The sequence below is a fragment of the Streptomyces sp. NBC_00457 genome (assembly GCF_036014015.1).
Classification (GTDB): Bacteria; Actinomycetota; Actinomycetes; order Streptomycetales; family Streptomycetaceae; genus Streptomyces.
Window position 1 is genome coordinate 128,897 of record NZ_CP107905.1, and the last position, 12,929, is coordinate 141,825.

The 12,929-nt window shown below is 66.5% G+C and carries 12 protein-coding genes; 8 read left to right on the forward strand and 4 right to left on the reverse strand.

Annotated elements, in window-relative coordinates:
• Positions 1 to 254: 254 nt before the first annotated feature.
• The 8 genes from OG828_RS00705 to OG828_RS00740 all read left to right on the forward strand — a co-directional run bounded on the left by OG828_RS00705 (position 255) and on the right by OG828_RS00740 (position 9,072).
• Complete coding sequence (locus OG828_RS00705; protein WP_328499699.1) at positions 255 to 1,415, forward strand: serine hydrolase domain-containing protein; 1,161 nt, start codon at positions 255 to 257, stop codon at positions 1,413 to 1,415.
• Positions 1,416 to 1,451: 36 nt separating this feature from the next.
• Positions 1,452 to 2,081: a hypothetical protein gene (locus OG828_RS00710; RefSeq protein ID WP_328499700.1), complete on the forward strand. Its 630-nt coding sequence runs from the start codon at positions 1,452 to 1,454 to the stop codon at positions 2,079 to 2,081.
• Between the two features lie 1,009 nt (positions 2,082 to 3,090).
• Entirely contained in the window at positions 3,091 to 3,882 is a 792-nt protein-coding gene (locus OG828_RS00715) for an MTAP family purine nucleoside phosphorylase (protein ID WP_328499701.1), read from the forward strand.
• Between the two features lie 102 nt (positions 3,883 to 3,984).
• A complete protein-coding gene (locus OG828_RS00720; RefSeq protein WP_328499702.1) occupies positions 3,985 to 4,644 on the forward strand; it encodes an HAD family hydrolase in 660 nt (219 codons plus the stop codon).
• A gap of 94 nt (positions 4,645 to 4,738) precedes the next feature.
• Positions 4,739 to 6,001 carry a YqcI/YcgG family protein gene (locus OG828_RS00725; protein ID WP_328499703.1) on the forward strand — a complete coding sequence of 421 codons (1,263 nt, stop codon included), beginning with the start codon at positions 4,739 to 4,741 and terminating at the stop codon, positions 5,999 to 6,001.
• A 17-nt stretch (positions 6,002 to 6,018) separates the two neighbouring features.
• A complete protein-coding gene (locus tag OG828_RS00730) occupies positions 6,019 to 6,579 on the forward strand; it encodes a non-canonical purine NTP pyrophosphatase (protein ID WP_328499704.1) in 561 nt (186 codons plus the stop codon).
• A gap of 67 nt (positions 6,580 to 6,646) precedes the next feature.
• Positions 6,647 to 7,609: a nucleoside hydrolase gene (locus tag OG828_RS00735; RefSeq protein ID WP_328499705.1), complete on the forward strand. Its 963-nt coding sequence runs from the start codon at positions 6,647 to 6,649 to the stop codon at positions 7,607 to 7,609.
• 212 nt (positions 7,610 to 7,821) lie between these two features.
• Positions 7,822 to 9,072 carry an MFS transporter gene (locus OG828_RS00740; protein ID WP_328499706.1) on the forward strand — a complete coding sequence of 417 codons (1,251 nt, stop codon included), beginning with the start codon at positions 7,822 to 7,824 and terminating at the stop codon, positions 9,070 to 9,072.
• Positions 9,073 to 9,374: 302 nt separating this feature from the next.
• Here OG828_RS00740 and OG828_RS00745 read toward each other — a convergent pair whose 3' ends face one another.
• The 4 genes from OG828_RS00745 to OG828_RS00760 all read right to left on the reverse strand — a co-directional run bounded on the left by OG828_RS00745 (position 9,375) and on the right by OG828_RS00760 (position 12,772).
• The gene (locus OG828_RS00745) at positions 9,375 to 10,184 is read right to left on the reverse strand and encodes a hypothetical protein (protein WP_328499707.1); all 810 of its coding nucleotides are present in this window, start codon (positions 10,182 to 10,184) and stop codon (positions 9,375 to 9,377) included.
• Between the two features lie 11 nt (positions 10,185 to 10,195).
• Positions 10,196 to 11,083, reverse strand: coding sequence for an XRE family transcriptional regulator (locus OG828_RS00750; protein WP_328499708.1), 888 nt, complete (start codon positions 11,081 to 11,083; stop codon positions 10,196 to 10,198).
• Positions 11,080 to 11,298 (reverse strand): hypothetical protein, encoded by a 219-nt coding sequence (locus tag OG828_RS00755; protein WP_328499709.1) that lies wholly within the window; start codon positions 11,296 to 11,298, stop codon positions 11,080 to 11,082. The genes OG828_RS00750 and OG828_RS00755 overlap by 4 nt, the downstream gene beginning before the upstream one ends.
• 541 nt (positions 11,299 to 11,839) lie before the next feature.
• Complete coding sequence (locus OG828_RS00760; RefSeq protein ID WP_328499710.1) at positions 11,840 to 12,772, reverse strand: hypothetical protein; 933 nt, start codon at positions 12,770 to 12,772, stop codon at positions 11,840 to 11,842.
• Positions 12,773 to 12,929: the final 157 nt, after the last annotated feature.

A 12,929-nucleotide genomic window follows, 5' to 3' on the forward strand; every position in this document is an offset into this window, starting at 1 on the left:
CTGCCTCGCCTGGGCCCTGCTCGGTGACAAGGCACGACGGGACAGGAGTTGTCCTGTCGAAGGGCGTCTGACAGGTGGAGAGCCGCTGACCTGCTGGGGTGCCAGGTCGTTTGAGATCGCCGCGGGTCGGTGTTCTCAGTCAACTTGGCTTTCGCGGAAGTCTCGCTCCCGATAGCGGCAGAATCACCGGTAGGCCGAGTGCCCCCTCGCGACTGTCAGGGGGAACCACGCGAACCCGGAGAGAGCAGACCGCCATGACGCGCTACCTGCGGCCACGGGCCCTCCTGCTCGGTGCCGCGCTCGTCCTCGCCCAGCCTGTCCTGGGCCCGTCGACCGCCCGCACCGCGACCACCGGGTCCGGCGTGGACTGTGACCGGATCTGGCAGACGCCGGAGGACAACGGCACGTTCTACGAGACCAACCGCACCCGCATCGATCCCCGTCCCGGCCACGGCTGGCGCGTCGGCTCCCCGCAGTCGGCCGGGATGGACCCGGCGGTGCTGGACGCCGGGCTGCGCCGACTCGGCCGGGAGCGGTCGGTGTTCAGCGCGCTGGTGGTGCGGCACGGCCGGCTGGTGGCCGAGCGGTACTTCCACGGCAGCCACAGGGGCCACAGCAACAACGTCCACTCGTCGTCCAAGAGCATGCTCCAAGCCCTGATCGGGATCGCTGTGCGGCAGGGGTTCATCGGCAGCGTCGACGACCCCGTGCGCCGGTACCTGCCGGAGTACTTCGCCGACGCCCCGGCCGCCAAGCGGCGGATAACGCTCCGGCACCTGCTGACCATGACCGCCGGGTGGCAGTGGAAGGAGGACGAGGCCGAGTACACGGTCGAGAAGCAGCGCGACTGGGTGAAGGCGATAGTCGACCGGGACCTGGAGCACGAGCCCGGCAAAGCGTTCAACTACAGCTCGGGGAACACGCATCTGCTCTCCGCGGTGCTCCAGCGGGCCAGCGGCAGCAGCACCTGCGGGTTCGCCCAGCGGTACCTGTTCGATCCGCTCGGGATCACCGCCGAGCACTGGGGACGGGACCCTCAAGGGGTCTACTCGGGTGGCTACAACCTCTACCTGACGCCACGGGAGCTGGCAAAGTTCGGACTGCTCTACCTGAACAAGGGGCGGTGGCAGGGCCGGCAGGTAGTCCCCCGGGAGACAGCCGCGCAGTCGATGCGTCCGGTCACCTCCGCCGGCGACGGGTTCTCCTACGCGCACGGGTGGTGGAACCGCCGGATCGGCGGCCGCGCCACGCCGTTCGCCTGGGGGCACGGGGGCCAGTACATCTACCTGCTGCCCGCAGAGGACATCGTCGTGGTGGTCACCGGGAACACCCGCGAGGGTCACGAGAACGTGGACGTCGACCTGCGCACGTTCCTGGAGCACGAAGTCCTCCCGTCCGTCCGCGCGGGCGGGTGAACGGCAGCCGGTGGAGGGCTCCTACGAGCCCGAACAGTGCCTCCGGCCGATAACCGGCGGAACTCGCGGACCGGCAGCCCATCCGCCACCTCGTCCACCAGCAACCGGCCCCAGTCGGCTGCGACCAGCCGCGGCCGTCGGCATTCCGGTAAACGGCCCGGGCCGGACGCGAAGCGCCGCACCGGAAGTACCGACTCGAACGGGACCCGACTCCTCCCTCACGCCGCACGACACGTCCTCGACGAGCACGGCATCGACGAGCCCGTCCAGTGGGCGCCCCAGCTCCCCGACCATGCGCTGCACGGCCTCCAGCTGCCTGGGCCTGACCCGCACAGCATCAGCCCTGAACGGCTCCACCAGGCCGTGCCCGGCAGCGACTTCTCCATAGCCCAGCTCGCCCGCACCCTGGAGACGACCACCGCGCATGTCGTCCACCTGCTCTCCGAGCACCCGGTCGACTGGAGCCCGCCCCGCTTCCGCCGCACCCAGCACACCGCCGCCCGGGCAGCACAGTGGCGCCGGTGGTACGAAGGCGACTGCCTCTCCCTCCAGGCCATCGCCGACCGGGAGGGGACCAGCCTCGCCACCGTTCGTCTCGCACTCCTCAAGGACGGCACTCAGCTCCGCCCCGCCGGGTCCTATCCGGGCCGCCCGAGGCGGAGGTGATCTTTCCGGGCGAGGGACGGCGGTGCGTGCCCCTCGGCTGTCGGTTGCTGGAGCTGCGGCGGCGATGCGGCTGCCCCGTTGCTACTGGAAGCGGCAACGGGGGACTTGGACAAGCAGTCATGCCCGCACGGTCCCGAGGCCGCGGGCCCTGGGCCCCATCGCCGACAGATGCTGGAGCAACCCGTCCCGCGCTTCGCAGCTGACACTGGCATCTCGGGCACCACGACCTGAAACATGCTCGCCAAGCACTGGCAATCCAGCGTTCACCGAAGGTCCGTCGACGCTGCAGCCGAACCTCCGTGAGCCGCAGCCTGCGCGTCTCTCTGAAGTCATGAACAAGATGATGCTGCAGGTGGTGTGCATGCTCTCGGTTGCCCTGACCAGCACACGCTCCGGACTTGGCCTGCCGCGAGCGCAACTCTATGTCTCTTGCAACGACCCGCGCCCGGTCGTGTCGGGAGAGATCGACGATCTGGATCCTGTATACGGATCACCGTCAACGTGGCCTATCCAGCCATTGCGGGGGTCTCACCCTGTGAGACCCCTGTGTGACCAGTCGGTGACGCTCAGTGCTCCCGAATGCGCCTGCGAGCAGGGAAAACGCTTACCACCGCCCTCCATCGGGACCCATGAGGCAGAAGCGGCGCTGAAGCACTGCGGGCACCGCCATGCGGGTTGCAAGGAGGCTCAAAATCGCATGCCTTTGCGCGGATCATGTTTGTTAGCGTGATCCGCGTCGAAAGATTGAGTCGAAAGACACCGCCCAGGGATGATGAATTTCCATTACCGGGCGATGGCACGTCCGCTGGCGCATGCAGGTCTGAGGGGGCCCGGGTTCTGCACGAGGAAGTCATCACGTCGGGGAAGCCTTCATAGACCGCTACAGAGGACCCGAAATTCTAACCCGTGTCCTCTGCCATGACGCGCCACCTAGCACCTTCCATTCCACGTCAGAAATATCTGACGAATCACTCTGTGCTCATTCGAGTCATCGCTAGGAGCAAAGAATATGGCCGAGCTTGCAATCGTCGGAAGCCAGGATGTCGACGCCAGCGAGTGGCTGGACAACGCCAGAGAAGTCCAGCTGCCGACGCGCGACAGTTCGGTGAAGGCGACCGTCGGAACCTTAAACGGGTACGAGCTGATCGTGATGCCCCGAAACAGTTCCGGACGCCCCGTTCCTCCGCATGCGATTGACTACCGAGCCAACATGGACGCGCTGTCACGGGCAGGCGTCCGGATGGTGCTCACCACGGCGATGGTCGGGACGCTGCGGCATTCGGTCCCGAACGGGAGCATGCTCGTCCTGGATCAGTTCATCGACTTCACGAAGGACCGGCAGTTCACCTTCTTCTCGGATGACCGGTTCGGCTTCGCTGACATGACCGAGCCCTACTGCCCAAACCTGCGGGCACACATGATTCGTGCAGGAGAAAGCCTGGGGCTCCACATGGCCCCGCGGGGCTGCTGCGTGTGCGTCCCCGGGCCGAGGTTCGAAACCCGGGCCGAGGTGAGGATGTTCGCGCAGCTCGGCGGCGACGTCATCGGCCACACCAACGGGACCGACTGCATTATGGCGCGAGAGGCGGGCATGTGCTTCGCGACCTTCGCCGGCGTGATCACGCTCGGCGCGGGTCTGTCGGACCACGACATGAGCGCGCACGACTGGCACGAACCGCGCAGGCAGCATGCCGCCCGGTTCAGGCAGATCGTGGCCGAGATGACCCGGTCGCTGCGCGACAGCGGCTCCGATGCCCATGTGCACTGCCGTTGCGCCACGGCCGCGCCAATCGAGAAGTAGCCGGGATTCGTCCGATCGGCCAGGGAGAGAGCCAGGGCCTGGAGTAACCGCTCCGGGCCCTCGCCGCCTCGTTGGTGAAACGCTCATGCGCAGGGAATGGGAATGATACGCACCCCTCATATCGTGTGGGACTGGAACGGCACCTTACTCGGTGACGGCCGCATCATGATGCGATCGGTCATCGCGGCCTTCGCCTGTGCCGGCCTCCCTGCTGTCACCATCGAGGATCACCGCAAGCACTTCACGAGACCGATACCCACCTTCTTCGAAAGACTGGCGAAGCGTCCCCTGAGTGACGCCGACCACCGTGCTATCCAGCAGTTTTTCGAGGCCGCTTATCGGGAGCTGGCGGTCCATCTGACATTGTCGCCTCACGCCAGCGAGGTGCTTGAAAGGTGGGCGGCAGTCGGCCGGACGCAGTCTCTGCTGTCGATGCATCCCCACGAGAAACTGATTCCGGAGATTGAAAGGTACGGGATCAGTGACCGCTTCATACGCGTCGATGGTTACAAGGGCTACGGGGCGGACACAAAGGCAGAACACCTCAAGGCCCATCTTACCGCCCTCGGGGATCCTTCTCCCGATGACGTGATCTTGATCGGTGATACCGTTGACGACGTACTGGCCGCGCAGAGCGCAGGGCTGAGATGTGTCATCTTCCATGACACATTAAATGCCCTACAGGACCTGCGCCAATTCGACCGTCTCACGGTGCCAGTCATCCGGACCCTCCCGGAAATCCTCAAACACTTCGAGTGTTAGCGAAGAGCCAGCACGACCGGCCAGAGATGAAACGACTTCAATCAGGTTCTACGCGGCGAGGGGCGGAAAATCAGTGGTTGCGAACGAGGATTCAGTGAACAGGGACGACGGGGGGCGGACCGCCGTAAGCTCGGTTGTCGTCACCGGATCTCAATCGGAATCCCGCCCGTCATCCAAACTCCATGTGGCGCAGGTTCAGGCCGCCGTGGAGAGGGTGTCCCTGCGTGAGGGTCGCGGAGCCGGTCCGCTCTCCGCAGCCTTCCACCTCCTCGACATGTGCTCCAACCTGGAGAGGGCCGTCGACTGTCGTGACCTGTCAGCCGTGGGACTGTCGGTTGCCGGCCTTTACACGACGAGTTCGCGGATAGCCGATGTCTACGGAGTGACCCTCAAAAAGTCGTATCAGGACCTCGGTCACAATGCGACCATCAGTAAACTAATCGAAGACCGAAGGTCGGCAGGGAGAAACCAGAAGGCGGCAGCGCTCCTGACGCTAGCCAGGACGTCGTTGACCGACATCATGCGGAACATCGCTCTGTACGGCTACGGCTACGGAAGCGCCACGCAAGACGCCCTCAAGCCCCTGTCCGAGGTGGTAGCAGAATTCCAGATATCTCTGCTGGATATCGGCGTCTGCCTTGAGCTGGATCTCGCAGAAGTGCTTGAGAACGGTTTCCACGACCGCGCCCTCAACGCGTTCTCCGGAGGAGAGCACAACCCTAGGCATGCGGCGGCCGTGAAACAATTCGCCCCCATCGCTAACCGCACCTACTGCCCTTTCGCTGTCACAGCCAACCTGTGGGGCGCTCCCGAGTACGACCGATCGTTATCGGTGGCAGAACACATCAGGTCTTCCGTTGGGTTGCTCCATCACTTCACTCGCGCCGCTCTCCGTGAAAATCTGGACGGGTTCATCTACTCTTTCCCCGCCGACGGCTTCTGCCAGGACATGAATCAGCTGGGCGGCCTTCTCCGCACAGTCATCGAAACCTTGATGCAGTGCGACCAGGCAAAATCCCGGTCCCTCCAGGAGGAGGACTTCCTGAAGGACAAGTGGCGCTTCTCGTTTGACGGCGAGGACTACTTCGTACCGGTGTTCGCGCCTCTCTATGGCCCCGGCCACAACCGTTTCACCTACGAGGTGCGAGACAGGATCTTCATCCTCCTACAGCCCAACAGCTCATTTCATCGCCGGATGGGAGGAAAGGGGCGTGAAATTCGAGGGCAGATACGGCAGCGATTCCGGGACGGATTCCAGCCGTACGACAATTCCAAGGAACCCGAACCCGGAAGATTCCTGCAGGCCGAGGACGGTCGCGCCGAATCACCGAAGTGGTATCAAGTAGACGAAGCATAGTTAGGACCACTGACACAGTGCGAAAAGTTCTATTCGCTAGCACGAATTCAATCAAGCTGGAAGAGGCCAAAGAGGTCATCCCTCAGATACATGGGATAGGTATCGGAATAGACGAGATCCAGGCCCTGACCCCGGACGAAGTCGTCAGACACAAGCTAGAGCAGGTCCTCAAGCTGTCCTGGGACGATCCGGTGATAGTCGAAGACACGGGTTTGGAGATCGACTCCTGGAATTCACTTCCAGGTGCGCTCGTGAAATGGTTCGTCGACGGCATGGGGGCGCGCGAAATCGCGCGCTTGACCGCACTCAAAGGGGAAAACTGCGGAGCTGACGCCGTAAGCTCGGTCGGCGTTGGATACAACGGGGAGGTCCAGGTATGGACCGACCGCATCCGGGGGAAGATCGTTGCTCCGCGTGGTGAATTGGGAGGCTGGACCCCCATATTTGAGGTCGAAGGGTCAGGAAAGACCCTGGCCGAGATGAGCTTCTCGGAGAGAATGTTCGTGACCATGCGCAGGCGGCCGCTGGAAAAAGCAAACGCGTGGCTGAACGAGAAGTTCGTAGCCTCGGACAGATAGCCACCAGGAGCTCCTCGAAGCACGCGAAAAGATGAAGGACACCAGCTCTGGCAGGATGGAGAATGCAGTGACCTCAGAGCGCGTCCCCCTCGTGATAGACACCGACCCCGGCATAGATGACGCTTTCGCAATCACCCTGGCCGCCCGCAGTCCCTACGTGGACCTACGCGCCGTCACCACCGTGTTCGGGAACGCGGCCGTAGACCAGACCACGCGCAACGCCCTTAGAGTGCTTGCAATGTGCGGCCGCGACGACGTACGAGTGGCCAGGGGAGCCGAATGCCCACTCGTCTACCCGCACCCCCACTGCGCCGAATACGCCCACGGCAAGGACGGCCTCGGAGGAGCATCAGAATCGCTTCCCGCCCCACAAGGGACCGAGCAGGCCCGCCCCGCCGTCGAAGTACTGGCCGGCGTCCTGAAAACCGCACAGACACCCGTGACGATCGCGGCAATCGGGCCCATGACCAACATCGCTCTGCTCCTGGCCGTGTACCCCGAGCTCCGCTCCCGCATCGGCCGCCTCGTTGTGATGGGCGGGGCGGCATCAGGCGGCAACGTCACCGCGACAGCCGAATTCAACGTGTGGAGCGACCCCGAGGCAGCCCGACGCGTCCTGGTCGAATCGGACGTGCCGACGACCCTGGTGCCCATCGACCTGACACACCGGGCCTGGGTGGACGACCGCTGGCTCAAGACTCTCGCCGCTTCCGGCCCCGCCGGTGCCTCCCTGGTCTCCGTCTCCACCCCCTACCGCACCCACTACCAGCGGGAACTCGGTGTGGACGGCCTCGTGCTGCATGATGCAGTCGCCGTAGCCGAGGCGATCTGGCCCGGCACGCTGAAGTGCCGACGGCTGGCGGTCGATGTCGTGTGCAACTCCCCGGCTGCACGCGGCGCTACCGTCATCGACACCCGCTCCGGATACGACAACGAACGGACCGGACGCGAGATCGATGTGGCGCTCGACGCCGACATCGACACACTTCGCGACCTCCTCCTCGACAAGCTGAGCGGCGGCCTTTCCTAACCGCCCACACACGCACTGACCCGGCTATCCAGGGACACCCACCTGGCTGTGGCCCCACGCGGCCACTGTCGGCCCGCATCGTTCCAATCGCTTCGGTCGAGGCACCTGTACAGCCCTCAGCCGCCTCCGCTACGTTGATGATCAGAATCGGGCTCGTCGACGCGTTGGTGGCTGGGTGGCGCGTCTCCTCGACGTGCCCGATGGAGACATCAGTGTCCTACCGCTCTCTGCTGCGTGTAGCAGGCGTCGGCTTCTTCCCCCTGGGATTCCTAGCCCGCCTGCCGTACGCGACATCAGCCCTTTCCACCCTCATCCTGCTCCAGGCAGCAACCCACAGCTACGCCTTCGCCGGACTCGCCAGCGCGGCCCAGAGCATCGCCATCGCCATCGGCGGCCCGCTCGTCGGGGCCCTCGCCGACCGGTACGGTCACCGGACCGTCGGAGCTGTGGCCGCGATCGCCAACTTCGCCGCCTGGGCCGCCCTACTGGCCGCGACCCACGGCAGCCGGGAAAGCATGTTCGCCGCGGCCGCTCTCGTCGGCCTGACCCAGCCTCAGGTCGGCCCCCTCGTCCGGGTGCACTGGTCACGACTGGTGCAGTCCCGCAACAAGCACCACCTGTTGTCCGCGGCTCTGTCCTACGAGGCATCCGCCGATGAACTGAGCTTCGTCGCCGGCCCCGCGTTCGTCGGGCTGCTCGCAGCGGTCAGCCCCCTCGCACCCGCCATCGTGACGATGGCTCTGATCGCAACGAGCACCCTCCCCTTCGCCCTGATCTACGCCCACCGCACCACCCACCAGCAGCCCTCGGGACAGCAGGACAAGCCGCACCTGCCACGCCGTCCGCTGGCCGTCATGTTCCTGGCGATGGTCGCCATGGGAGCGATCTTCGGCGCCGTCCAGACGGCCGTCACCGTGTACGCCGACACGACCGACGAGCCCGGCGCCGCGGGTCTCCTGTACGCCGAGTTCGGCATCGGCAGCGCCCTGGCCGGCTTCGCCTGCGCCTGGCTCCCGCAGCGGTTCTCCCTGCGCGCCCGCTACGTCTGCTTCGCCGCGGCACTCTTCGTCGGCATGATGGTCCTCTTCTTCGGCACGCAACTGGCCTCCCTGCCCGCAGCCGTCGCGTTGGCGAGCTTCACCGTCGCTCCCTACATGATCAGCCTGTACGCGTTGACCGAACGGCTCGCCCCCGCAGAACGGGCCGCGGTCGCCATGACCATCCTGTGCGCCGGAGGCCCCCTCGGCACAGCCGCCGGACAAGCCGTCTCCGGCGGCCTTGCAGAAACTCACGGCGTCGAAGGTGCCCTCCTGGTCGTTCTCATCGTCGCAACGGGAGCACTCCTACTCGCACTTGCGGCATTCCTGGCCGACCGCCAGCGCAACATCTGGATCATCGACGCTATCCCCGCGAAGAACCTGGTGGCTCAAGAATCTTCCGAACAGCCGCAGAACGCCCATTGAGCGCCGGGTGACACCTCTCAAGTGCCGTGGTGCATGCGGTCGGCGAATCTATGCCGACCGCATGCGCCCTTGCGGGCTTCCCACCTTCACGGGGGGGGTGACTCGAGGTCCGGGGAATTGGACACGCGCCTGAGACTGGCGGGCTTGACCCAGCGTGAGACACCGCTTGAAGTAGCAGGTCACGGGAACACGCATCGGACGCGAGTTGCGAGATCCTACACTCAGCCTAAAAGCACCACCGGCACCAGGCACCTTCACCGTATCCATCCGCCACGACAGCCGCTGTTGGTGTGCGGCTGCACTCATCCCTTGGCGCCTTCCACAGCGGCATCGCGGGCGCGGATGCCGGCGGTGCGGTGGTGCTCTCTCCGGCTGGGCAGAGCGGGGTTGAAGACGGGGGCGGCGCGGCGGGTCCAGGGCGGGGTGGCGTCGAGGATGAAGGTGACGCGGTCGGCGAAGCGGGGCTCGGGGACGGGGATTTCGACGCCGGGGTGGCGGCGCTGGCCACGGGTGACGGCTTGGGCGACGTAGTTGGTGATGGCGTCGGCGCGGTGGGTGCGGCGGCGCTCGCCGGGGGCGGTGAGGTGACTGAGTATGCGCAGGACGGTGTGGACGCTGGCGTCGAAGGTGAAGTGGTGCAGGGGCGGGACTCCGGTGACGGTGAGGGTGTCGGAGTCGGTGGCCGCGTCGAGGCCGGTCTGGTCGTACCAGAAGGCAGCGGCGTGAGCTTCGCCGCGGGCGTGGTGGTGCAGGGAGAGGCAGTAAGCGGCGGGGGTGTTGCCGGCGCCGGCGGCGTACTGCCACCAGAATCGGGCCCCGTCGTCGACGCCGGCGAGGTGGAGTGCGCAGCCCAGCAGCCAGGCGCCGGAGGGTTCGGGGAGCTGGTCGGTGAGGAACTCCAGCGCGCCGGGGGCGACGGTGGTGACGACGATTTCGCAGAGGTCATCAAGATGCCGGGTGGCGGCGTGGTCGCCGGCCGCGTCCTCGGGCAGCGGGGCTTGTTCGGGGTCGGGATCGAGATACGGGGTGTCCTCGTAGGCGACGGTGTCGGCGGGGACGCGGGGGTGGTGGTGGAGGCGGGCGCGGGCGAGGAGGGCGTCGACGGGGGTCATGGCGGCTGGGTTCACTCCCGGGTGCTGGGTGGGCTGAGCAGGCATTCGAGGGCGGCGCGGGCGTGGTGGTCCACGGCGCGGGCGATGGCGGGGCTCAGGCCGAGGATGTCGGGGATCTGGTGGTCGGGCATCTCGCACAGGTAGCGCAGCACCGCCACGTCCATCTGGTCGTGCGGGAGCCGGCCGATCGCATCGAAGAGATCGACAAGTTCGCTCAGGACGACCAGGTGGTCGGGCGCCGCGTCGTGGACCTCGGCGGTGGAGAAGACCGCGGTGCGCAGGTCGGGGGCGCCGTCGGGGCGACGGTGGGCGCGCGCCATGACGCGTGAGCGCAGCAGGTGCCAGGCGTAGCGGTTGATGTTCTCGCTGGTGGCGGCCTGACTCCAGCACAGCCACAGGATGTCGAAGGTCTCCGCCACCACCCAGCGGGCGCGGTGTTCGGTGAGCAGGAAGGCGCGCGCGTAGGCGGTGTAGGTGTCGGCCACCGCCTCGGTGAACGCCTGGTGGGCTATCGGCGGGGCCTCCGGCTGCACAGCGACCTGCTCGATGCACTGTGCGATCCAGCCGGGCGGCTTCTCCGCCTCGCGTGCCGCCGCGCTCCACAGCCGGCGCATCGGCTGCACAGGCAGCCCCAACGCGCGGATCACACTGAAAGTGATCTCCCAGGCAGGGTAGTAGCCGTTGCCGCGCAGCAGTTCGCTGATACGGGTCTTGGAATAGCCGGAGCGGTCGACCAGGTCGCCCAGGGTCAGGCCACTGGCAAAGAGGAAGCCACGCACCGGCTCGAGCCAGGCCCGGTGCGACAGACCCGCATCCTCGGAGATCGGGGCCGGCTTGCGGCCCCGCTTGCCGTAGGCCTCCGGCGGGGGCGGCTCGCCGGCGTCGGGGGACCAGATCATCGGGGCGGCTCCTGTCCGCCGCCTGCTGCGGCGGGCCCTGCGGGAGACCCGGACCCGTCAGGCGCGGTCAGGGCCTGAACGATCTGCTGCACGAGCAGGCCCAAGGACGGGAGCAGAGCGGCCACGGCCGCGACCTGTCCCAGCACGGTCATCACCGTGCTCCACGTGAGGACCGCCACCAGAACAGCAACGGTCACCACCTTCTTACTCGACATCGCATCGGATTTCTGTGAGCGGGGTTCACATCAACAGCCCTCCCCGACAGCGGTGCTGAAGCGCCGTCAGGAAGGCGACGCCAGCATTACGTGCCCGCCCCGCACCCCGCCACGTGATCATGGACTTACGGAACAATGCAGGGAAAGAGCCGGGCCCCGCTACCCTCACCCCGCGGGCAAGAACGACAGATATTTCAACCCTTTGAGGGTGAAACGTCACTTCTGCCCACGCCCCGTCGCGCATGCCGCATCATGGAAACCTGGGGCGCCACTCGACGCCGCACCACCGTGCGGTCCCCTGTGCTGAAGAAGGACCCAAGAGGGGACCGCACGGCGCCTCCCTCAAACCCCGCGCTCCTGCGAGCACACGCCCGGACAACGGCCCTCACCGACGCAGACGCGGGCGATGCGATCGGTGTCATGGCTCTGGTGACGGACGAGGCTTGCCTGGGCGAGGCGGCCCTTCGTGGCGGTGTGCACGGGTCTGGCGGTACGGCGGTACGCCCGGACGTGACGGTTGGCGGGAAGGATTCGGCAGGGCTCAGATACGAGGCCAGTCCTGGCCGGCGGTGACCTCGCGTGCGATGCGACGCCACTGGCCCTCCCGGCCGGGCAGGGGCCAGGCCCAGGTGGGCTGTTCCGCGGTGTTCAGGTCGTGGAGGAGGCGCACGAGCTGTGGGCCGGCGGTGGCGGCGCCATCCGGGACGGCGGGACCGTGGACGGCTCGGAGTTCGGCGAAGCGTGCAAGTTCGTCCTCGTAGAAGCCCACGGATTCATCGATGCGCGCGGCCAGGTCATCGCGCGGCACCGTGCGGTGCAACTGCAGCAGCGGAGGCTCGACGGACTCGGCGATCGCCGCTGCAAGCCGCGCGTGACCGTCGAGGATCAGATGGCAGTCAAGGCCGCTGACCCACCACAACAGGACGGGCGGGAGCGTCCCTTCACGGGCCTGTTTGCGGTACGCCTTGACCCGGCTGTCGCCGGGACCGGGCATCGGGCGCAGCGGAAGGACCTCCCATGAATGGGAATGAAGAAACCAGTCGATGTATCCGTCCGGATGGCCATCGACGAGCATCGCGCTCCAGTACTCAGCATGGGAAGCGTCAGCGTGGCGCCAGCGCCGGAGCGGACTCTCACACGAGAGCAGCCATCGGCCCTCGTGCAACGGGCTGTCCGGCGAGTCGATGAGGTACTGCGCGAATCGGTGAGCCCACCGTTCCGGGCTGCCCGCCAGAGCGCGCCCCACATCCGCACGCAACGGCGGGACGAAGGAGCGGTACTCATCCGTGCGCCAGAAGTCCACGCCCTGGAGGTGTTCGTCGACAATGGCGAGCAGTACAGGCTGCGACAGTTGGGAGACCAGCAGTCGCAGCCCGGCACTGAACACGCACAGCCCCGGCGGGTGGCGGTCCTCTATGTCCAGGGACAGGCCGATCCACGTGCCGCCGTCCCGCGTGACATCGCTGCGCTGCATGCCGAGAGCGTAGACGGCCGCTGCGGGTGGCTACGGCGCCTTCATCCGTCCGGCCCCACCAAGGCGACTCCAGCGGGCCCCGGTTTGTGAAGCCGGCTCCGAGGCGTCTTCAGTCGGCCCCGTCCGTGACCGGCTCGGGGGACAGAGTGGGGCCGCC

What these genes read in the sequence shown, in the direction of transcription:
- OG828_RS00705 (WP_328499699.1), top strand. Translation starts at nt 255, where the DNA reads ATGACGCGCTACCTGCGGCCACGGGCCCTCCTGCTCGGTGCCGCGCTC.
- OG828_RS00715 (WP_328499701.1), top strand. Translation starts at nt 3,091, where the DNA reads ATGGCCGAGCTTGCAATCGTCGGAAGCCAGGATGTCGACGCCAGCGAG.
- OG828_RS00720 (WP_328499702.1), top strand. Translation starts at nt 3,985, where the DNA reads ATGATACGCACCCCTCATATCGTGTGGGACTGGAACGGCACCTTACTC.
- OG828_RS00745 (WP_328499707.1), bottom strand. Translation starts at nt 10,184, where the DNA reads ATGACCCCCGTCGACGCCCTCCTCGCCCGCGCCCGCCTCCACCACCAC.
- OG828_RS00750 (WP_328499708.1), bottom strand. Translation starts at nt 11,083, where the DNA reads ATGATCTGGTCCCCCGACGCCGGCGAGCCGCCCCCGCCGGAGGCCTAC.
- OG828_RS00755 (WP_328499709.1), bottom strand. Translation starts at nt 11,298, where the DNA reads ATGTCGAGTAAGAAGGTGGTGACCGTTGCTGTTCTGGTGGCGGTCCTC.
- OG828_RS00760 (WP_328499710.1), bottom strand. Translation starts at nt 12,772, where the DNA reads ATGCAGCGCAGCGATGTCACGCGGGACGGCGGCACGTGGATCGGCCTG.